The organism is Rhodopirellula sp. UH5, from assembly GCF_056839225.1.
In genome coordinates this window covers 6,777,400-6,799,744 of record NZ_CM166390.1, presented here as the reverse complement: position 1 = coordinate 6,799,744, position 22,345 = coordinate 6,777,400, and the positions used below count along the sequence as shown (strand labels likewise).

Annotated in this window: 9 protein-coding genes; 4 read left to right on the top strand and 5 right to left on the bottom strand. The window is 57.3% G+C overall.

Annotated features, from left to right (window positions below; translation table 11 throughout):
• The 3 genes from UH5x_RS24390 to UH5x_RS24380 are packed head-to-tail and all read right to left on the bottom strand — an operon-like array spanning window position 1 to window position 4,837.
• A complete protein-coding gene (locus tag UH5x_RS24390) occupies window positions 1-918 on the bottom strand; it encodes an efflux RND transporter periplasmic adaptor subunit (protein WP_083435176.1) in 918 nt (305 codons plus the stop codon).
• Window positions 915-2,942, bottom strand: coding sequence for a preprotein translocase subunit SecA (locus tag UH5x_RS24385; protein WP_482633961.1), 2,028 nt, complete (start codon window positions 2,940-2,942; stop codon window positions 915-917). The genes UH5x_RS24390 and UH5x_RS24385 overlap by 4 nt, the downstream gene beginning before the upstream one ends.
• Window positions 2,939-4,837 carry a TolC family protein gene (locus UH5x_RS24380; protein ID WP_482636065.1) on the bottom strand — a complete coding sequence of 633 codons (1,899 nt, stop codon included), beginning with the start codon at window positions 4,835-4,837 and terminating at the stop codon, window positions 2,939-2,941. Before UH5x_RS24380 ends, UH5x_RS24385 begins: the two co-directional genes overlap by 4 nt.
• Window positions 4,838-5,338: 501 nt before the next feature.
• On the opposite strand from UH5x_RS24380, the gene UH5x_RS24375 reads away from it, so the two are divergent.
• From UH5x_RS24375 to UH5x_RS24365, 3 genes are all read left to right on the top strand, one after another.
• Complete coding sequence (locus tag UH5x_RS24375) at window positions 5,339-14,077, top strand: DUF4347 domain-containing protein (protein ID WP_482633960.1); 8,739 nt, start codon at window positions 5,339-5,341, stop codon at window positions 14,075-14,077.
• Window positions 14,074-17,037, top strand: a complete 2,964-nt coding sequence (locus UH5x_RS24370; protein WP_482633959.1) for a hybrid sensor histidine kinase/response regulator — start codon at window positions 14,074-14,076, stop codon at window positions 17,035-17,037. The genes UH5x_RS24375 and UH5x_RS24370 overlap by 4 nt, the downstream gene beginning before the upstream one ends.
• A 214-nt stretch (window positions 17,038-17,251) precedes the next feature.
• Complete coding sequence (locus tag UH5x_RS24365) at window positions 17,252-18,532, top strand: HD domain-containing phosphohydrolase (RefSeq protein WP_047816337.1); 1,281 nt, start codon at window positions 17,252-17,254, stop codon at window positions 18,530-18,532.
• Window positions 18,533-18,847: 315 nt separating this feature from the next.
• Here UH5x_RS24365 and UH5x_RS24360 read toward each other — a convergent pair whose 3' ends face one another.
• A complete protein-coding gene (locus UH5x_RS24360; RefSeq protein WP_482633958.1) occupies window positions 18,848-19,774 on the bottom strand; it encodes a class I SAM-dependent methyltransferase in 927 nt (308 codons plus the stop codon).
• Window positions 19,775-20,027: 253 nt separating this feature from the next.
• On the opposite strand from UH5x_RS24360, the gene UH5x_RS24355 reads away from it, so the two are divergent.
• On the top strand, window positions 20,028-21,125 hold the full coding sequence (locus tag UH5x_RS24355; RefSeq protein ID WP_236696539.1) for a tyrosine-type recombinase/integrase: 1,098 nt from the start codon (window positions 20,028-20,030) through the stop codon (window positions 21,123-21,125).
• 228 nt (window positions 21,126-21,353) lie between these two features.
• Here UH5x_RS24355 and UH5x_RS24350 read toward each other — a convergent pair whose 3' ends face one another.
• Window positions 21,354-22,328: a DUF1559 family PulG-like putative transporter gene (locus UH5x_RS24350; RefSeq protein WP_160311475.1), complete on the bottom strand. Its 975-nt coding sequence runs from the start codon at window positions 22,326-22,328 to the stop codon at window positions 21,354-21,356.
• Window positions 22,329-22,345 lie beyond the last annotated feature (17 nt).

Here is a 22,345-nt window from a genome sequence, read left to right as displayed (position 1 = left end):
CTAGCGCACCGCAGGCGAAAGGGAAAGCGGTGCGTCGCTGACTCGGGTCCGTTTCGATTCGATCGATCGCGCCGACGCTTCCAAATCCAACCAGCAAACCACTCCACTGCGTAGGTCTCTGCTTTCGTTGTCCAAGACCACTCGAACGCGGACCGTTCCCGACTCGGCGTTGGCAACCGGCGAAATGTGTTCGAGCGTTCCCAGCACTGCGCGGCGAGCCCCACCGACGCGAACAACAACGGTTTGCCCTTCGGACAAGCGATCGACCCGTCGCAACGGGACGGAAAAGATGGCTTTCAGGCGATCGAGTTGCACCAATTGCAACAGCACCGGATCGGTTGGCGAAACAAACTCCCCCGCTTCCTTGGCAAACGAGACCACGACCCCATCCGCTGGTGCCTGAATCCGTCGTTGTTCCAACTGACAGATCACACGCTGGTGTTCCAACGCTCGAACGCTCAACTCCTCCGTGACGCTTTGCAATCTCGCCAAGGCTTGTCGGTGATCGTTTTCGGCGCGTTCCAGCTCGCGTGGCGTGGCATTGCCTTGCGTGAACAACCGGCGATAGCTTTGGACTTGTTGTTCACGAATGCCCACTTCGGCTTCCGCGGCCGTCTTGCCGCCAACGGCATCTTTCGCCGCTCGTGACACCTCCAGTGTTTTGCGCAACAACGCGTCCTCCAGTTGAGCCAACAGCTGACCTTCCTTGACCTCGTCGCCTTCACGAACTTTCAGTTCGGTGATCACGCCCATCTCGGATGAGGAGACGCTGATCCGGCGATAGGGTTCGGTGAAGGCTTCGTACTCATCCGCTGACACGGTGTTCACGTAGCCGGTCCCCAGGGCTCCTGAATCCAACCAGCCCAAGCACTGCACACTCACCAAGACGCAAAGCGTCGCTATCCATTTGTGGTTCATTGTCCTGCATCCAATGCATGAAGTTGTGGGGCCGGATCACGGTTTGATTGAGCCTTGCGAACCAATCCGCGATCGCGTTCGTCCGCTTCCAGCAATTGCCGTCGGGCCGCAGCGGCCCGTTTGGCTTGCCGCTGTTGGATCGAGGCGATCTGGGAATCCACGGAAAGTGTTTCCATTTGGTCAGTCGCGATGGCACGCCGAATCGCTCGACCAACCCACGGGGCGGATTGGCTGACCAAATCATCTTCGGCCGACAAAAATGGCCGGCAACTGCCCGAGTCACCGCAGCGAGCACAACGGCCGATCAGCTGCCGATCGACACGTGCCGAACGATGGTGCTCCGCCACGATCACGTGCAATCCGCCTTTGGCTGCCACATCGGGATGCAGCCGAATGTCCGTTCCGCGACCGGCCAAGTTGGTCGCGACCGTGATCGCGTGTGGTTGGCCCGCACGGGCGATCACCTCGGCTTCCTCGGTGTTTTGCAAGCCGTTGAGCAACTCACAGGAGAGGCCTTGCCGACGAATTTCCTCCGCAACGCAGTGGCTGGTCGCGATGTCCAGCGTGCCGACCAGAACGCAACGCCCCGCGTCGGTCATTCGGCGAGCTTCCCGGGCGATGGCAGCCACCTTTTCCTTGAACGTGTTGGTCACGTGGGTTGGGTGAACCACTCGTTGAGACGGCAGGCGAGGTGGCACCGTTTGCACATGCAAGCCATAGACCGACTTCAGCTCTTCCCGACAATCCCCCGCGGTTCCAGTGACTCCCGCCAAGTAGTCATACGAACGATAGAAACGCTGCCGGGTGATCTTCGCCAGTGCTTCGCTTTCACGCTGGATCGGCAACTCTTCTTTGGCCTCGATCGCTTGTTGCAAACCGCCGGACCAGGTTCGATCTTCAAATATTCGGCCCGTGGATTGATCGACGATCCGAACGGATTGTTCGTCGATCACATAGTCCATTTCGCGACGGAGCGAATGCTTGGCCTGCAACGACAACTCGACGTATTCGTGCCAAGGCCGCCGCAGCGAAGCATCCGACCAATCTTCCAATGATTGGTAGGCGAGATCCAATCCCATGTCTGTCAGCTCAATCAGTTGACCGGTTGTTCGAAAGTCAGCCCCTTCCCGGAGTGATTCCGCGACTGAGCGGGCATGTCGATGGACCGCGGCGTCCTCCGCCTCACCCGGCCGAGTGCCTGACAGCAACAAAGGTGACAATGCGTCATCAATCAGGACATGATCGATCTCGTCGACCAAAGCGACCGCGAGCCCACGTTGCAATCGTGCGTTGGTGGACGTCGTCGCACTCAGTCGGTTCAAGAGACCGGTGCCGGGACGCTGGCGAGCGGCCGTGTCCATGGCCAACTGGTCGCGAAGGTAGTCAAATCCAAACGCGTGCCCCGGCCCATAGGTCACATCGGCACGATACGCCGCCTGGCTCTGTTCCGGTGAGACGTCTTCGGGCAAGCAACGGGACTCGACGCCCAGCAACGCCCACGTTTCACGCAGCTCCTCATGATCCCGCTTGGCCAAGTACGCGTTGGGCGTTGCCACATGCACTCCTCGCCCCGGCAACGCGGCGATCAACGAAGCCACAAACAAAGCGTACGTTTTGCCTTCGCCGGTCTGCATTTCAGCAACGCCGCCGCGACGAGACATCCAGCCAGCCGAAACGATCAACCCAGCCCGCAATTGGACTTCAAACAATTCAATGCCGTGGGTTTGCTCCACGGCATCAAAGGCCAACACCAACGCGTCGACCAAACACTGTTCCCAGATCGCATCGTGTTGTCGCGATTTGCCGCGTGGATCACTGGCCAAATGTTGCACAAGACGAGTTCGCTGTGTCTGCCATCGACACGCCAAATCGCCGCGTGAACACTTCCGTCGTTCACTCAACTGGTCGCCGACGACTTGCAGAATCGTTTCGATTTCCATCGCTGGTCGTCCGGGCAACCAAGAGTGACCGGAGGCCGAAGTCAAAGCAGATCGCCAGTGGGTGGCCGCATTGAGAACGCTCATGGCAGGCTCCATTCCGGAACTGTTGGCAGCGTGAGTTGTTCGCCATCAATCATCCCGCCAAACGGTTCTGGCTCCGCTGGAATGAGCGTCGGTGTGTTGCTCAGAACGGGAGAAACATCCGCCACATCACACACCAACAGCACGCCCATGGCTTTGCGAAGCATGACCCATGAGAGAGCATGTGCAACTTGAGCTCGAACGAGACCACGTTCTTCGTCGGCCAAACGCTCTTGTGCATCGAGCAAATTCTCGATCAGCAAAATCGCGTTTTCATTCGGATCCGGCAGGTGAATCCAACGTTGCCGCAGGTATTCCACTTCGCGGGTCGCGGCGACGGTCGAATGTTGCTTGGCAATCAGCTCATTGAACAACGTTTGTGTTTCGCGAACGGCGATTTCGACTTCGGTGATCGCCGCTTCGGTGGTCTGCTGGAACTCGGCATACGAACGCGTCCATTCCCAGCGGTTGCGTCGCAAACGAGCTTGGTTGGCACGGTTTCCCCAAGGACGTTCAAAGATCAAACCCGCGGAGTAGGTCGGACGCCCTTCGCTGAACTGGCGGCCAATGGCGCCCACCGTGTTTCGACTGGTGTCCAACCCCGAAACATACGAACTGAGCAGCAAGTCCAATTGCGGCAACACTTGGTTGCGAGCGGCACCGACGCGTGTCGAAACCGCATGCATTTGTTGCAGGCTCTGCACAATGTCAGGACGATTGTCGAGGGCGGTCAGCGTCGCGTCACGCGTGCTCAACTCGATCGACTGCATCAACGGTCGCTCGACCGGCACCATTTCGAACTGCGCGAACTGGACGAATTGGCGGTCACCGGTCAGCAATCGCAACTTGGATTGCGCGTTGCGAATCCGAGTTTCGATGCGGACCAAATCCGCCTGACGTTTCGCCACCGCAACATTGGCACGCAAGATTTGCCGCTGTTGAGAATCGACCGCGCCGCGAGCATTGAGTACCGATTGCATTTCCACCGCACTGGCCAACAAGCGATGGCGTTGCAACCATTCGGCACGGGCTTGGTAAAGTTCCCAGTACGCAGTGGTGACATCGACAAGGTGCGTCTGGATTTCTTCACGCACTTCGCTGTTGGTGATCTGCGCATCAATCTTGGCCAGGATCACGCGAGTCCGATTGACCGCTTTGCCATGATCCCGAAGCAGCGGTTGCGAGAAGTTCAACTCCAACCGCGAGGTGCCTTGCGGGTTGGGTGTCAGGAAGGTGGAGTTATTGCTTTGAAAGCCACCACGCTGCACCACTTCCAGATTCCCGCCGCTGGTCAGCTTTTTGCGAACACCGGCCGAAGAGGCAAACAGATTGTCACGGAAACGATCGGATTGGTCACCGGTGGTCAGTTCGCTGCCGACCGGATCGTTTGTGTCCGTGTAATTTGCATCCAAGAAAGTCAGGGGGTCGAACTGCGCGTCAGCGATCACGATGTCCGTCATCGAGATCTGTGGTTCGGTCAGCAGGCTGCGGATGTAGGGTGAAGCGACCAGAGCCGTCTGAGCCAATCCCGACGCATCAACCGCAGTGTGTTGTTCGGCCAAACCCAGCGGACGCGAGACGTCGGCGTCCCACCACACGACTTGAGGATCGAGCTGGCTGACTTCACCACTGAGCGGTGCATAATTGGACAACGCAGGAGAATTACGGAACCAGCAATTCGCGTCGCCTTCGGCGGGCACTTCGCTCTCCAGAACTCGGTCCCGGTAAGGGTCCACTTGGTTCGCGTACGGACCGCTCGGAATCGCATCCGGGATCGGCAACTGAACCGTCACGTGAGAGCGATACGGATTCGGCTTGCTTTCGATGGAATGCTGGTTGGCAGAAATTGACTCGGCTGCATGAGACTCCGTGGAATGATCCAACGGTTCAACCGGCATCTCCCCCTTCAGCGTGACCTGACTCGATCCCGCGATCAAACCCAGCACCCCGATGGCACAAACCCACCTGCGGCTGACCGCAAGTGAATCGCGCAGCGCCCCGCAAAGTTTGCAAAGACGCAATCCTTCGTGGGGACCGTCGGTGGGTTTCACGCGTTGTTTCATTGAGTTGCTGAGGCAAGTTCGGTCTGGAATGGCAAATCGGTATGACTCCAGACACCTGTTCCTTGGTGTGATCGACCGAACCCGTGGAACTAATTCAGGTGCAACGATGCATTTATCCTGCACGACCGGCCCCGCGGATGAAACGAACGTTGCAAACCGCACATCTTCACCAGGCCAGAAAGAAAACTTGGTTTACCCAACCTGTTTTCGCGGCCTCCTGTTGTTTTGTCGCCTACGTTTCGGCGGACGACCGGCCCACACCAATGGGTTGTACCGTGAGCAAACCTGTGTCGAAGCTGTTGTCCCTTGTTCGAACACAGATGTGCGAGGGATCCAATGTCAAAATGGACGAAACACTGGTGGCAGCATTGCTGCTTGAGGGTGGATCACGTCGTGACATTGGCGCAGCATTCCGTTTGGTCTCGCGGCCCAGCGTCTCACGGCAAGCGATCCCCCAATGTCAGCACGCTCGAACCCATGGTGCTGTTCAGTGCCACGCCGATCGATCCCGCGATGATGGACGGGGCCTCCTTGGGGGAAGCGTCTGCCACCGCAACGGTGATGGAAATCCCCTTGGATTCGGAAACCGAAGCTCAACAGAGCACCACCTCATCGAGCGTTCAAAACCCCGAGGAACAGTCGGCCTCTGTCACCGGTGAACTCATCGTCATTGATGCGCTGACACCGGACCTGGAGGCGTTGCTGGAAGACCTGCGTCTGCATCGCGAGGGCAGCGAAGTGATTGTCCTGGACGCGGATCGAGATGGGATCGCGCAGATCACTGAGATTTTGGAATCACGCACCGGCATCCGTTCGTTGCAAATCATTTCGCACGCGGAAGATGCCTCCGTTCGACTGGGAAACCTGTGGCTTGGGGCGGACAACCTGGATGCCCACGCGGGTCAGATCGCATCTTGGCAGCACGCCCTGACATCGGATGCGGACATCCTTTTTTATGGCTGCGATCTGGCCGCCGATGCCTCGGGCAGAACGCTAGTCGACTCCATCGCGGCACTGACGGGCGCGGATGTGGCCGCCAGCGATGACGACACCGGACACGCTCGTTACAACGCGGACTGGGACCTGGAATATGCGACCGGGATCATTGACAGCGATGTCGTTGTCAGTGAAGCGTTCCAAGAGACCTGGGGTCACAAGCTGGCCACGATCACAGTCACCACGTGGATTGACGAGTCCAACGACAATGGCGAAATGTCGTTGAGAGAGGCCATCACATTGGCCAATGCGGGTGCCGGCGGGGACACAATCGTTTTCGACGCATCCCTGGACACATCGACGGTCTTCCAACTCACCCGTCATCAATCGGAAGATGACGTCAATTCCTATGGCGACCTCGATATCCTGAAGGATGTCACCATCGTCGGGCATGGGATCAACAACACGATCATTGACGGGGGAGAACTCAGCCGAATCTTTGACGTTCGTGGAGGCACGTTGACAATCTCGGATGTGACCTTGCAAGGCGGACGTTCTGGTTCCAACTCGGGCGGTGGCATTCAAGTCAACGCCTCGACCGGACTGATCGTGGATCGAGCTCTGCTGACGAACAACTCCGGGGTCGACGGTGGAGCAATCAGCAACTACGGAACCATTGAACTGACCGACGTTTCCATCATCGACAACGGTGGCATCGCCGGGCAAAGCACCAACACCGGCGGCGGGATCCAAAACCGCGGAACCGCCCACTTGAACCGTGTGACCTTGTCTGGCAATGTGGCAACCGTTGGTGGTGCTATCTTCGTTGAGGCAGATGCCACGCTGACATCGTTGACCAACGTCACCATCAGTGGCAACACGGGCACCAACGTCGGTGGCGGAATCTACACGAAGGCAGTCACGAACGTTGTTCATTCGACGATCACGCTCAACACCTCCACCGTCGGTGGGGGGATCTTTGTTGAGTCGGGCACCACAACCGTTGCCAATTCGATTGTCACTGGCAACACGGGAATCAACGCGAGTCCTGATGTCCAGGGGACATTCACTTCCAGCGGTGGCAACCTGATTGGAAATCTCGGATCGGCATCCGGGTTTGGCGGCGACGACCTCATCGGCCAAAACGCGGATTTGGGGACGCTCGCCAACAACGGCGGCTATGTCCAAACACACAAATTGCAAGGCAGCAGCGCGGCGATCGATGCTGGCCAACCAGAGAATGAAGTTGGCGAAGACGCACGCGGGTACAGTTCGCTGGACGGACGACTCGACAGCGGATCCTATCAAGCCCAGGCTGGCGTGATCGATCGTATCTTCTGGATCGACAGTGGAACCGATGAGATTCGTTCATCCAAACTGGATGGGACCGATGTCCAAACGGTCCGCAGTGGATTGTCAACGCCAGACGAACTGTTCGTGGATTCCGTCAATCAACACATCTATTTTTCAGAACCGAATAGCGATCGCATTCGCCGTGTCAACTTCGACGGCACAGGACTGGTGAATGTTCTCACGGGATTGGATGAGCCTCGAGGGATGGCGATTGATCTCGCCAACGACAAGATCTATTGGGTGGAAGACGGTGACGCCTACAATGCCGTCAAACGCTCGGACCTGGATGGCGGGAATACGGAAACACTTGCGTTGGTGACGGCGGGCTTTAACCTGACCAAACCAGACGACATCAAACTGGACCTCGTCAACGGCCATATCTATTGGAGTGACGAGCTGACAAAAAAGGTCGAACGCATGGACTTGGACGGGTCCAATCGCATCACTCTTTTCACCCAGGCTGGCTTTGGCAACGCAGTCAATGGTTTGGCTCTCGACATCGCCAATGACACGCTCTATTACACCGTCGCCGGAACTGACAATGAAATATGGCGTGCCGATCTCGACGGGACGAATCGCAGTGCCTTGATTGATTCCGGCCTGACTCACCCCGACGGGTTGACGATCGATCACGTCAACCAAAAGTTGTACTGGACCGATTCCAACTCGCCTGGGATCTCCATGTCTGATCTGGATGGCAACAATGTCACCAGTCTCGGAATCACAGGTTTGGGCACGCCGCGTGGGATCTCACTGGGAGCCTCGCAAACCAACCAAGCTCCCATTTCAATTGGGTTTCAACCCAATGAATTGGTCGAGAACACAAACACCGTGGCGGGCCTGAGTGTGGGTCAGTTGTCAGCCATCGATGCGGATGAAAACGAAACCTTCACCTACACCGTCGCGGGTGGCCCGGACGCCGCAAAGTTCACGATCGGTGGCGGAAATTCAGATGAATTGATTTTGACCGACGGGGTGTTGGATTACGAAAACCAATCGTCGTACTCCCTCGTTGTGAACGTCGCTGATTCCGAGGGAAACATCACGTCGCAAACCCTCACGCTGCGTGTTCAAAACCAAGCCGAACTCGACGGCCTTTGGTTCAGCACGGACAAGGATGTCAGCGAGTCAGGTGTCACAGGTTTGCCCAACTGGGGAAATGACCAAACGATTCAAATCAGTGACCCTGGATTGACTCTGGGGAACAGCACCAGCGGCTCGGCATCCACTTCCGGTTTCCGTTTAGAAAACTTCATCTCGGAAACGAATGTTTCCATTGCCGGGATGCATGCCGTTTGGTCCGGGTTGAGCGTCGGTTCGGGGACCAACAGCTTTGAGTTGCTGGCAGGCGACCTGATCTTTGCGATTGACAAGAGCGGCATCGATTTTTCGAGTGCCACGGAACCCGACAAGGAATTTGACAGCGAAGACGTGATTGTGTTTCGTGCGTCCACGCCAGGGGATTATTCCTCCGGAGACTTCTTTCTCTTGCTCGAAGATCCTCTGGGAGGAGATGACATCCAAGGGATTTCGCTGGTCGAAAGTGTCGGTGGCGTCACGGTTGGGGACACCACTCTCAGCCAAGGAACCTTCCTGTTCACCCGGTCGGGTAGCGAAGACGATCGAGTCTACACCTACACCGCAGACACAGTCGGCGAATCAAACACATCCGGTACCGAAGCAATCCTGATCGAAGGAGATGACTCCGTCGAAAACAACAACGGCGGCAACTTGGACTTCAACGAAGAAATCGCTGGGCTGCATCTCGTTGAGTCCAACACAACGATTGGCGGCGTCGCCGTCAACGCCGGCGATCTCCTGATTTCCGTTCATGCAGGTGGAGAATCGTCGACCACCATCGGTGGAGTGACCGGGACAAACCAAGACGTCTTTCGGTTGACCATGACGTCCACCCGAATTGGCGGCAATGCATCCGTCGCTTCCGTGGAATTGCTGTTCGATGGCACGGACATTGGACTGAACCAATTCGACGATCAAGAAATCAACTCACTCACCTTCGTGGAGGGAACCTCCGCCAATTCGCCGATTAGCTCGATCGCTGACAGCGACACCGATTCCAACGAAGTCGATGAAGATGCTGACATCGGCGACACGGTCGGCGTCCAGGCCTTCGCCGCCGACACGGATGGCGAAACGGTGACATACAGCTTGGTGAGTGATCCCGATTCTAAGTTCACGATCAACTCGGCAACCGGAATCGTCACACTGGCTGCCACACTGGACTACTCCACCGCATCCGAGCACAGCTTCACGGTCCGCGCCACCAGCACGGATTCATCGTTCACCGAAGAAACCTTCACGGTGGATGTCATCCAGGCCAACGCTGCTCCTTCCTTCAATATCACGACGGTGTTGGGATCCATTTCGGAAGACGCTGACCTAACCGGTGGCGTGCATGTGGCCAACGTCGTGCTCACCGATGATGGACAAGGAACCAACACATTCAATTTGTTTGGTGCCCACGCCGCCTTCTTTGAACTGCGTGATTCAAACACGAAGTTGTACCTAAAGGAGAGCGTGGAACTCGATTTTGACACTCAAAGCGTCTTAAATCTCTTTGTGTCGGTGGACGACGCAACCGTTGGTTCCAGTCCGGACGATACCGACCCGTTTTCGCTCACGGTCACCGATGTGAACTCCGCCCCGGTCGTTTCGCTGAGCCAGAGCGGCGACTCGTTGCCAGAATCCACCGCCACCGGTTCACGCATCAAGATGGCCGACATCATCCTCACCGATGATGGAACCGGCACGAACACGCTGTCGCTGTCAGGCACCGACGCCGGCCTGTTCGAAATCGACGGAACCGAATTGTTCTGGACCGGTGACTCAGCCCTCGACTTCGAATCAAAACCCGCCCTGAACGTGACCGTCAATGTCGACGACACCGCGCTGGGCGCGGGCATCGACTCATCGACCAACTTCACGTTGACCGTCACCGATGTCAACGAAGCACCCACGCTCAGTCTGTCCAACCTCGTCACAACCATCAGCGAAGGACAAGACACCTCGTCCGGAATGAAGGTCGCCGACATCACGATCACCGATGATGCCCTCGGTACCGAAACGTTGTCCCTGTCCGGTGCGGATGCCGCGTTGTTCCGAATCGATGGCACCGAGGTCTGGTTGATCGACAACGCCACACTCGACTACGACAGCAACAGCGTCCTCGATGTCACCGTTTCCGTTGACGACAACACCGTCGGATCCACGCCGGACGACAGCCAAGCGTTCTCGATCAACGTCACCGATGTGAACTCCGCCCCGGTCGTTTCGCTGAGCCAGAGCGGCGACTCGTTGCCGGAATCCACCGCCACCGGTTCGCGCATCAAGATGGCCGACATCATCCTCACCGATGATGGAACCGGCACGAACACGCTGTCGCTGTCAGGCACCGACGCCGGCCTGTTCGAAATCGACGGAACCGAATTGTTCTGGACCGGTGACTCAGCCCTCGACTTCGAATCAAAACCCGCCCTGAACGTGACCGTCAATGTCGACGACACCGCGCTGGGCGCGGGCATCGACTCATCGACCAACTTCACGTTGACCGTCACCGACGTCAATGAAGCCCCCACGCTCGGTCTGGCCAATCAAGTCACCACGATCAGCGAAGGTGCGGACCTGTCCTCCGGCATGAAGGTCGCTGACATCGTCGTCACGGATGATGCCTTAGGCACCGAAACGCTTGCGCTAGTCGGAGCCGATGCCGCCTTGTTCCGCATTGATGGCACAGAGCTCTGGTTGGTCAACGACGCCGCACTGGACTTCGATAGCAATCCGACGCTGGACGTGACGGTCGAAGTCTACGACGCGAGCTTGTCCGCCAGTGCTCTGGATAGCGTCGCTCATTCGATGTCCGTGACAGACGTGAACTCGTCGCCAACGGTGAGCCTGAGCCAAGCAGGAACGTCGCTTGCAGAAGACACCTCAACAGGCACACGAATCAAGATGGCGGACATCACCGTCACCGACGATGGCACGGGAACGAATGAGCTGTCTTTGTCAGGCGACGACGCGGCTTTGTTTGAGATCGATGGTAACGAATTGTTTCTGAAGAGCGGCACAAGCCTCGATTTCGAGACCGCATCGACGCTCGATGTGACAGTCAATGTAGACGACTCCTCGCTCGGCGCCGGAATCGATTCCTCGACAGACTTCACGTTGACCGTCACCGATGTCAACGAAGCCCCCACGCTCAGTCTGTCCAACCTCGTCACCACCATCAGCGAAGGACAAGACACCTCGTCCGGAATGAAGGTCGCCGACATCACGATCACCGATGATGCCCTCGGCACCGAAACATTGTCGCTGTCCGGTGCGGATGCAGGCCTGTTCCGAATCGATGGCACCGAGGTCTGGTTGATCGACAACGCCACGCTCGACTTTGACAGCAACAGCGTCCTCGACGTCACCGTTTCCGTTGATGACAACACCGTCGGTTCCACACCGGACGACAGCCAAGCGTTTTCGATCAACGTCACCGACGTGAACTCCGCCCCGGTCGTGACGCTCAGCCAGAGTGGCGACTCGTTGCCAGAATCCACCGCCACCGGTTCACGCATCAAGATGGCCGACATCATCCTCACCGATGATGGAACCGGCACGAACACGCTGTCTCTGTCAGGCACCGACGCCGGCCTGTTTGAAATCGACGGCACCGAATTGTTCTGGACCGGTGACTCGGCCCTCGACTACGAATCAAAACCCGCCTTGAACGTGACCGTCAATGTCAACGACACCTCGCTGGGTTCTGGCATCGATTCATCCACCAACTTCACTCTGACCGTCACTGATGTCAACGAAGCACCCACGCTCGGTCTGTCCAACCTGGTCACAACGATCAGCGAGGGACAAGACACTTCGTCCGGTATGAAAGTCGCCGACGTCACGATCACCGATGACGCCCTCGGCACCGAAACATTGTCGCTGTCCGGTGCGGATGCCGCGTTGTTCCGAATCGATGGCACCGAGGTCTGGTTGATCGACAACGCCACGCTCGACTTTGACACCAACAGCGTCCTCGACGTCACCGTTTCCGTGGACGACAACACGGTGGGTGGCACGCCCGACGACAGCCAAGCGTTCTCGATCAACGTCACCGATGTGAACTCCGCCCCGGTCGTGACGCTCAGCCAGAGCGGCGACTCGTTGCCAGAATCCACCGCCACCGGTTCACGCATCAAGATGGCCGACATCATCCTCACCGATGATGGAACCGGCACGAACACACTGTCGCTGTCAGGCACCGACGCCGGCCTGTTCGAAATCGACGGAACCGAATTGTTCTGGACCGGTGACTCGGCCCTCGACTTCGAATCAAAAGCCGCCCTGAACGTGACCGTCAATGTCAACGACACCTCGCTGGGCGCGGGCATCGATTCATCCACCAACTTCACTCTGACCGTCACTGACGTCAACGAAGCCCCCAGCTTCACCTTGGATTCTCCTCTGACCTTGGTGACCGAAGACGAGGATTTGTCGAGCGGGCTCAAAGTAGCGGACTTGTTGATCACAGACGATGCGATCGGATCTGAAACCTTTTCACTCCGTGGCGATGATGCCGCGTTGTTTGAAGTGATTGGAACAGAACTGAGACTCAAAGCGGGAGTCGCACTCGACGCCATCACGAACCCAAACTTGGACGTGACCATCGACCTGGATGACGCCAGCCTGGGTGGTGGTCCGGAAGACACGCAAACGCTGCAGATCCAAGTCACCACCACGAACACACCACCGACGCTCAACAACTGGCAAAACAGTTCGTTTGTCGGCCAGACCATGGAGATACCTGCCTCCGTGTTTGCGGGGCTATCCGACGACGTGGATGGTCAAACGCTGACGGCTCACCTTCATTCAGGACCATCCATTGGCACCTTGGACCTGCGCACCAACGGCGGATTCACCTTCACGCCGCCTCCTGGATTCATTGGTTCCATCACCTTTGAATGGACGTCGCACGACGGACGCCAACACAGTGCTGCTGCGACGGCCACCCTGACCTTCCTCCCCATTCCCACCATCCCGACGCCTCCTGCACCACCATCGCCGGATGATGGGTCAGGGTCCAATTCGGATGCGTCTGATAGCGACCAAACGGATTCCGAATCCGATTCCGATAGCAAAGACGATTCCGAAGACAGTTCCAGCGATTCGGAATCCGAATCCAATTCCGAAGCGGAATCAACCGACGTCCCAGTCGGCATTCCCAATGCTGTCACCGGCCCGGATGGAAGCGGGCAACCAGGATCCCAATCGGCTGGTGCCGAAGAGACATCGTCGGAACTCGAACGCATGAACGCCAGTGTCAACGAGGCACGGCTAGCGAACGAGGCTGCTGAACGCGAGCACGAATTCGCGAGCACGCAACTTGCACTGGGCCACTCGAGCGGACGCATCCAACGTTTGGATCTGGATTTCGACTTTGGCTCCGATGGTGCCACCATGACATCCATTGATTACGCCCTGATGAGCCAACCGGGTGAGATGTGGGACCAACTGGACAACTACCAACAAAAGGTCAACTCACAAATCAATGGTGACTTGATCGTGGTGGGCACCGCCGGTGCAGCCGCCTCCAGTGTGACCGTGGGTGTCGTTGCCTGGGCACTGCGAAGTGGATTGCTGTTATCAGGTTTGATCGCCCACATGCCCGCCTGGAGTGCCGTGGACCCGTTGTTGATCATGCAAGGGTTCTCTGGAAACGGTGACGGAGAAACTCTCGAAGAACTCATGGACCGCCACGATAAAGCGATGACAGACGAATGATGAGCCTCTATCAGCGTATCCCGATTCGCATTCGGATTTCACTCGGTCTGGTCGGTCTGATGGCTGGCAGTCTGCTGGTTGCCAGTGCCGCCGGTTTCTTCCCCAATGAACAGGAAGAAATCCTGCACGGCCGTGCGAGGTTGTGCGAGTCGTTGGCGATCAGCGGCACCGCCATGGCCAGTCATGGGCAAGTCGATTCGTTGCGGGTCACCCTGGAATCGGTCGTTCACCGAGACCCGCAGATCAACTCGATTGGCTTGGTTTCCAGTGAAGGACAACTGCTTGTCTCTGCCGGGGAACACGACGACTTCTGGGACGAAAGCCTCGAAGACGACGTCAATCAGATGCGTGTCCCGGTGTTTCGCTACGGCAAGCAGTGGGGCGAACTGCAGGTTGCGTTTGCCTCCACCGGCGGTCTGTTTGGTCTGAACTACTGGGCCCCCGCTTGGTTGTTGATCGTTCTGATCCCCGCCTGCCTGATTCAGTTTTCGTTCTTCCTGAAGAAGACGCTGGAAAGCCTGGATCCCTCCGGTGCCGTCCCCACCCACGTTGAAAACGCATTGGACACGATCACGGTCGGATTGGTCCTGCTCAATTCACGAGGCCGAATCCTGTTCACCAACCGGCGTCTGAACCAATTGCTCTCGCAAGAACCCACGGAGATGATGGGCAAAAAGATCGACGACCTGGAATGGCAAGCGCTCGCCGACAGCAATGAATTGTTGCCCTGGGAAGAAGCCAAGCAGAACGATGATTCGGTCATGGATCGAATCCTTCAATACGACAACAGCGGTCGCATGCTGACGTTCAGCGTCAACTGCACCCCGATCGCAGGCCAAGGTTACCTGGTCACCTTCGAAGACATCACTCTGATCGAAGAAAACAAAGTCGCACTGGCAAAAGCCCGTGACGCCGCGGAAAACGCCAACGCGGCCAAGAGTGACTTCCTGGCCAACATGAGTCACGAGATTCGCACGCCGCTCAACGCCGTCCTCGGTTTCACCGATGTGCTGCGCCGTGGGTTGGTTTCCAGCGGTGATGAAGCGGTTGACCACCTGAACATGATCCACCGCTCCGGCGCCCACCTGCTGGAACTGATCAACGACATCTTGGATCTGTCCAAGATCGAATCGGGACACCTGCAAGTCGAATCGATCGACACCAACCTCGACGACATCGTCACCGATGTTGCCAACACCTTGAAGGTCAAAGCCGATGAGCAAGGCCTGGAACTGAAAGTCGATTTCCGGACCGCCATCCCGCGAACGATCCAGTCCGACCCGACCCGACTGCGCCAGGTCGTCACCAACTTGGTCGGCAATGCGATCAAGTTCACCGAAAGCGGTTCCGTCTCCATTGTGACCTCCTTGCTGAAGACACCTTCGAACTCCATCGAAGGCTTCGACCCCATCATTCGAGTCGACATCATCGACACGGGGATCGGAATGACGCCGAATCAACAAGCCAAAATCTTTGACTCGTTTGTGCAGGCCGACAGCTCCACGACGCGCAAGTTCGGCGGCACCGGGCTGGGGCTTTCCATCAGCCGCCGGTTGGCCGAAGCCATGGGCGGAGCGTTGACGGTGCACAGCGAAGTTGGCATCGGCAGCACCTTCCGCGTCGAAATCCCAACCAGCGTCGCCAATCTACAGGACATGATCAGCCCCGAAGAATTGGCTCGCTTGGCACAAGAGAAATCGGCCGGTGAAGTCAGTTCCGAATTGCTGCGTTTGCCTTCCAAACGCGTCCTGGTCGTCGACGACGGGGAAGCCAACCGCCGCTTGATCGAGTTGGTGCTCAAACGGGCCGGTGCGGTGGTGTTGACCGCCGAACACGGACAAGAAGCCCTCGAGATGATCGAACAAGGCCATCAAGCCAGCGATCCGTACGCACTCGTGTTGATGGACATGCAAATGCCGGTCCTGGACGGGTACTCCGCCACTCGACAACTGCGAGCACAAGAGGACAAAACTCCCGTCATTGCCCTGACCGGGAACGCCATGCGTGGTGACCGTGAAAAATGCATCGATGCCGGTTGCGACGACTTCCTCACCAAACCCGTCAACCTGGACGAGTTGCTGCAAATGGTTTCGGAGTACCTCGGCCCGGTCGACCCAGGAACCTTGACCAACGCCAATGTTCTGTCTTCCCCCAATGTCCTCTCCCCTGAAACAACGTCTCGCTTGGCTCACAGCGGGCTGAGTGGCATCGCATCGCTGCCGTTGACACCAGTCACTCCCGCCACCACCACACTCTCATCGTCCGCGATTGTGCCGACCTTGCCGATGGACGACGAAGACTTCCGCGCCATCGCCGGCGACTTTGTCTCGCGTCTGCAAGCACGCTTGGACGGCATTGAACGGGCCATCGAAGAGGCCAAGTTCGATATCGTTCACGGCGAAGCCCACTGGCTCAAAGGTGCCGGGGGAACGGTTGGCCTGGACGTTTTCACTCAACCCGCACGCACGTTGGAACAAGCCGCCAAGGATGAATCGGCCGGCAACGCCCAATCGATCCTTCAACAAATCCGCAAATTGCACAGTCGGATCATGATCCCGGGAATGGACACGCTGTCCCCACCCGACGCAGACGGCTTGACCGACGCGTCCCACGCTCCCCTGGATCCGATGCAAATCGTCAATCCGATTCACTGCACCCTGCCCCTGGAAGACCCTGATTTCCATGCCATCGTCTCGGACTTCATCGTGCGACTCGATGCACGATTGAAGGACATGCGATCAGAATTGCACTCCGAACGATTTGAGGAATTGGGACTCAGCGCTCACTGGCTGAAGGGAGCCGGCGGAACAGTCGGCTATGGCGACTTGACCCAACCATCACGGGAATTGATTGATGCCGCACTGGCGTCCAATTTCGACGAATGCGAGTCCTGTCTGTCACAAATCGAGGCCGTGCGTCGCCGCATGATTCTTCCAGGCCCCGTGCCACACACCGTTTGATCCCACGAACCGGAAGTTCCCCAGGCATCAGCGCCTTCGCACACTCGTTTCCCTGCACCGCTGCAACCGTTGTAACCGCACAGGTCGGTCGGGGGGCAAAAAGCAATCCGCGACATTTTCAATCGCTTGATCGTTCGCTGCACGCCGTGAGGCATGTTTAGGAACGACATCTGTTTCACCACGTTTTGAAACCGCTTCCTTCGGAACAAACTCAATGCATGCTCCTAGCACCTCCACCGACACCGCCATCTTCAGCGCGCCGGTTGTCCCAGGAAGTCATGGTGTTCTCCCGCAAGGAAACTCAGCCAAGCCTGTCGCGGCGTTGCCCGGCAAGGTCATGATTGTGGACGATGAGATCGCCAATGTCCTGGTCGTGAAGAAGTACCTGGAACGAGCCGGCTACCGCGACTTTGAAACCACGACCGATTCCACGTCGGCGTTTCGGATCCTCGAAACCAGCATGCCAGATGTGCTGTTGCTCGACATCAACATGCCCAACGTCGATGGCATCCAAGTCTTGGAGCGGGTTCGACAAGACCCCCGTTTCAAACACCTGCCCGTGTTGATCCTCACCGCCAACACCGACGAACGAATCAAATTGGTGTGCTTGGAATTGGGCGCGACCGACTTTTTGCTCAAACCCGTCGACCCAATGGATTTGACGCCTCGCGTTCGCAACTCACTGCAAAACAAAAACTTCCAAGACCGACTGCAACACCACGCCGCTGAACTCGAACTCAAAGTCGAACAACGCACCCGGGAACTCGAAGCCTCCCGTCGCGAAGTCATTTACTGCTTGGCTCGCGCCGCCGAAATGCGTGACAACGACACCGGCAACCATGTGATCCGAGTGGGACGCTTCGCCGGAATCATCGCCGCCGGAATGGGATTGCCCGATTGGTTTGTTCGCGACATCGAAATGGCCGCGCAGCTGCACGACGTGGGCAAGATCGCCATCCCCGATGCGATCCTGTTGAAGCCAGGCAAACTTGAACCAGAAGAGTTCGATGTGATCCAAAATCACGTCAAATTCGGGCACCAAATCATCCAGCCCCACACCAGCACCGATGCTCGCCGGATGCGAACCCACGTCGAACTCGGCGCCGACATGCTCAGCAACGGCAGCGCGCTCATGCGACTGGCCGCCAGCATCGCGCAAACCCACCACGAGAAATTTGACGGTTCGGGATACCCGCTCGGATTGGCCGGAAACGATATCCCACTCGAAGGCCGAATCACCGCCGTCGCCGATGTGTTCGACGCACTCTCCGCCGAACGGCCCTACAAAAAAGCCATGCCCCGCGAAAAGTGCTTCTCCATCCTGGAAGAAGGCCGCGGCACCCACTTCGATCCCGACGTCTTGGACGCCTTCTTCGAATGCACCAAAGAGATCGTTCGCGTGCAGCTCGACTACATGGATCACTGCGAACCCACGCCCGCGACCACCACGGCCCAACCCACGACCACGGCCCCGCCCAGCAACAACGAAGCCTAAGCAGGTCGGCAGGAATGATCGGGCATCATCATGTGAGCCGTTTGGGCGTTCGCCCCGGTTGGACGTGGGAGCAACGACGCTTACCCAAACAGTCCAAATGCCGAAAGACTCCTGCCTACCTGCCTAACAAGCTTCGCCCCGGCTTTTCCACTCGCTGCACAGGGGCAATCCTCCCGTCCTAACCCGCCGCGTCAGCAAGATCGCTCGACCGACTTCGCTAGCGTTTGTACACCGTGTTGGCTGATGCTATCCCAACCCGAATGCGTCAGCGAGGGACCAGGCCCCCTGCAGGGCATCCCACGGCCACCGACACAACTAGCGTTCGTTCCAAACGCGAACAAAGAACCCCGCGTCCAGTTTCCGGCCTGCCTGATCTGGCAACCGCAATCGCCCGGTCTCGAACTGGAGCGTCCCTCCTGGTCGGACCACGCTCGGAATTCTCTCCGCCAAGTACGTCTGCACATCGACCTGAGTCACGTCCGGCGAATGCCCCGTGATCAGCAATCGAAACGCATCCGGTTCCAGCAACTTCAGGCTGTCGTCGATCAACGGCCACACATCGCGAGCCAATCGCCACGCCTTGCCGCTGGGACCGTGCCCGTACGCCGGCGGGTCCATCACAATCGTGTGATAGCGATTTTCGCGGCGGACTTCTCGAGCGGTGAACTTGACCGCATCATCGACCAAGAACCGGATCGGTGGATCCTCCCATCTATTCACCTTGGCCGCGTCGCGAGCCGATTGCACGTTCGGTTTGGCCGCGTCCACATGAGCGACCGCGAAGCCCGCCGACACCAGCGCCATCGTGGACGCCCCCGTGTAAGCGAACAAATTCAGAGCCTTCGGGCGATCGTCGGCCGAGATCTCTGGCAACGCATGCGTTCGCAGCCAATCCCAATTGGACTGTTGTTCCGGGAAGACGCCGATGTGCCCAGCGGGAGTCGGCGCGACCGGCATCCGGAATCCGCCACACTCCACGCTGCGTCCCGGTGTCCACTCCACCCGATGATTCCAACGTTTTTCATTTTCGTCGAAACGGCTGGCCACCACCTTCCACCGCGCTCGTTGCCTGCTGGCGTGACCCTCCGCGGCGGGCGAAGGTCGATCGATCAATCGACCTGCAACCCGTTCCAATTTCCGCCCGGCACCAAAATCAACCAGCTCGTACCGATCATCCGTGCGGCCACCAGCCATCCCCGAGGGAGGTGATTCAGTCGAGCGAGAGGGATCCGAAAAGTTCATGGCGAGCAGTGTATCCCCAACCTCCCGCCTCGTGTCCCCAGGGCAAATCAATTGTTCACTCCCAACCCGACCGCGTCAGCGAGGGACCGGTCATCCTGCGGAGATTCCCGCGCTCACCCACCAACCATCCCCCATCCGGCAATCGACTCTTGTCACACCGCGGCGCGGAAGTTAATCTTTCCGCCACGAAGCCCCTGATTCCGCCGCGAGTCCCACTCGCAGCGGAATCAGGCCCTTCGGGCGATTAGCTCAGTTGGTTAGAGCGCTGCTTTCACACGGCATCGAGAAACCATCGAAATTGCTTGCTTTTAGGCACTTCCACTCTGAGAATGCACGTATCAGTGCACGATTCCAGAGGGAACCTATGCCACGCAAACCAAAACCCTACTTCCGCAAGCAAACCAAAACCTGGTACTTCTCCACCGGCGGAAAGCAATTCAATCTCGGTAAAGACCGTGAAGCCGCGTTCACGAAATTCTACGAGATGATGGCCGATCAAGAGTGCCTGACGGTTTCGTCTGACACGCTCTACGATCTGTCCCAAGCCTATCTCGACTGGGTGCAAGCGAACCGCAAAGCCAACACCTACGACAAGCACAAGCACTATCTTGCCAGCTTCATTGGCAGTGTTGGCAAGCGGCTCAAACCGGTGGGACTCAAGCCGTTTCACTTGACCCAGTGGACGAACAAGGACAGTTGGAATTCCAGCAGCCGCCACGATGCCATTTCGATCGTCGGCCGAATGTTGAACTGGGCCGTCCGTGAAGGCCACCTCTCGTCTAATCCGATTGCCGGCATCAAGAAGCCGAAGATGAAGCGGCGAGAAATCGTCTACACAGCCGAACAGTGGATCCAGATCAAAGCTCATGCGACTGGTCCGCTGATTGATTTGATCGATTTTCTATGGAGCACAGGATGCCGCCCAAAAGAAGCACGCACCATGGAAGCCCGGCATGTGCACGAAGACCTCGTCATCTTTCCCCCGATCGAGTCCAAAGGTGAGGCCGATTCCCGCGTCATTTTCATGGCACCAGAGGCGAAAAACATCGCTCAAAGGTTAATCAAGCTTCATCCGACAGGGCCGATTTTTCTGAATAGCCGCGGAAATGCGTGGACGAAAGACGCCGTGGTTTGCAGGCTTAGGAGGATTAGCCGAAAAGTTGGTTTCCGAGTAATCGCATACGGCGCCCGGCACAGTTACGCAACGAATGCGTTGATCCGATCCGTGGATACGGTGTCACTTTCCCATTTGATGGGGCACAAGGACACGCGGATGATCAACAACTACGCTCATCTCAGCCAAAACACGAAATTTTTATTGCAGCAGGCGATCGCGGCCCAGGGTAGCTGATCGACAGCTTAACGTTGGTTGCTGAGCATCTTGATCCAGTCACAGACCTCCGATCTGTATCGGAGAAGGCTTTGGCGGTTAAATGGAAAACGTTCTGACGTCTACCAGCGGTAAAAACTCGTCCCAAAGAAAAAGGCTTGATCGCAACAACTTGCAGCCTTCGCTAGCAATCCGCTTGTGATCTAGATCCCACCTGTAGATCTGAAGCCGAATTACAAGCGAACGATACTATTCGAGTTGCCGGGTTGATGCGTCGGCCATTCCTCCAATCGCCTCTAGCAAGTCCAGCTCGATTGAATCTGTAGTGAACCGAACCGCACCGTCGGCGGTCACAATATTTAGACCACCAGTATGATGGCTGCCTGGCGTTTCGAAATGAGGCTTGTTTGGTGATCTGCAACCGTCACCGCATAGAGAAAAGTGTGTTGAGACTCCGCCTGTGGCCCAACCATCGTGACTGGTCGTTTCGTAATCTCCGTCATCGAGACGCTGAAGCTCTCCAAGCATTACTGTTTGGGACAAACCATCTAGGATCTCAGAGAACTTCGTTCCGTGATTCATTTTGTAGAAGATGCCTTTGAATTCAGAAAAGGTTCGTCCTTGGTAGTCCGTCTGCCAGAGTTCGTGAGAGCCGCAGTTGTGGTAACCATTCGTCGAGCCTAGGCAGGCACCATAGTCATTTCCGCCAGAAAGCCAACCGCGGAACATGATTGTGGGATTGTCTACCGAACTGCGTCTCGAGGGGCAGTAAAGAATTGGAAGGTCCAGCCGAGCAACCGATTCGTTTCCCACAACACTCGTCGAAAAATCCCACTTCTCGTATGCAGACGCTAGCTCAACGTGGGGCAGCAACGCCAGGATCCAGCTTGTCCCATGATGCCCGTCTCCTTGGGCAGCTTCATGCCAAATATTTGCTGCAGGTAAAATCGTTGCGGACCCGCAAACTGGCACGAGATGAATCTCTCGGGTCATAACGACGGGAGGCGGCAGCGACTTGAATGCGGTCTGGTAGTTATGCAGGCCCAATGCGAGTTGACGCAGGTTGTTTTGGCAACTTGAACGGCGCATTGCCTCACGTGCGGATTGAACCGCAGGTACGGTGATCGCCACTAAGACACCGATGATGCTTATCACCACCAATAGTTCAACAAGAGTGAATGCGTGTTTGGCTCGTAGCTGCGACCGGCATTTGTAATGACTCACTCTTCCTCCCCTCAGGT

Excerpts from the sequence above, each read along its gene's own strand:
- UH5x_RS24390 (WP_083435176.1), bottom strand. The coding sequence starts at position 918 with ATGAACCACAAATGGATAGCGACGCTTTGCGTCTTGGTGAGTGTGCAG.
- UH5x_RS24360 (WP_482633958.1), bottom strand. The coding sequence starts at position 19,774 with ATGAACTTTTCGGATCCCTCTCGCTCGACTGAATCACCTCCCTCGGGG.
- UH5x_RS24380 (WP_482636065.1), bottom strand. The coding sequence starts at position 4,837 with ATGCCGGTTGAACCGTTGGATCATTCCACGGAGTCTCATGCAGCCGAG.
- UH5x_RS24385 (WP_482633961.1), bottom strand. The coding sequence starts at position 2,942 with ATGAGCGTTCTCAATGCGGCCACCCACTGGCGATCTGCTTTGACTTCG.
- UH5x_RS24365 (WP_047816337.1), top strand. The coding sequence starts at position 17,252 with ATGCATGCTCCTAGCACCTCCACCGACACCGCCATCTTCAGCGCGCCG.
- UH5x_RS24370 (WP_482633959.1), top strand. The coding sequence starts at position 14,074 with ATGATGAGCCTCTATCAGCGTATCCCGATTCGCATTCGGATTTCACTC.
- UH5x_RS24375 (WP_482633960.1), top strand. The coding sequence starts at position 5,339 with ATGTCAAAATGGACGAAACACTGGTGGCAGCATTGCTGCTTGAGGGTG.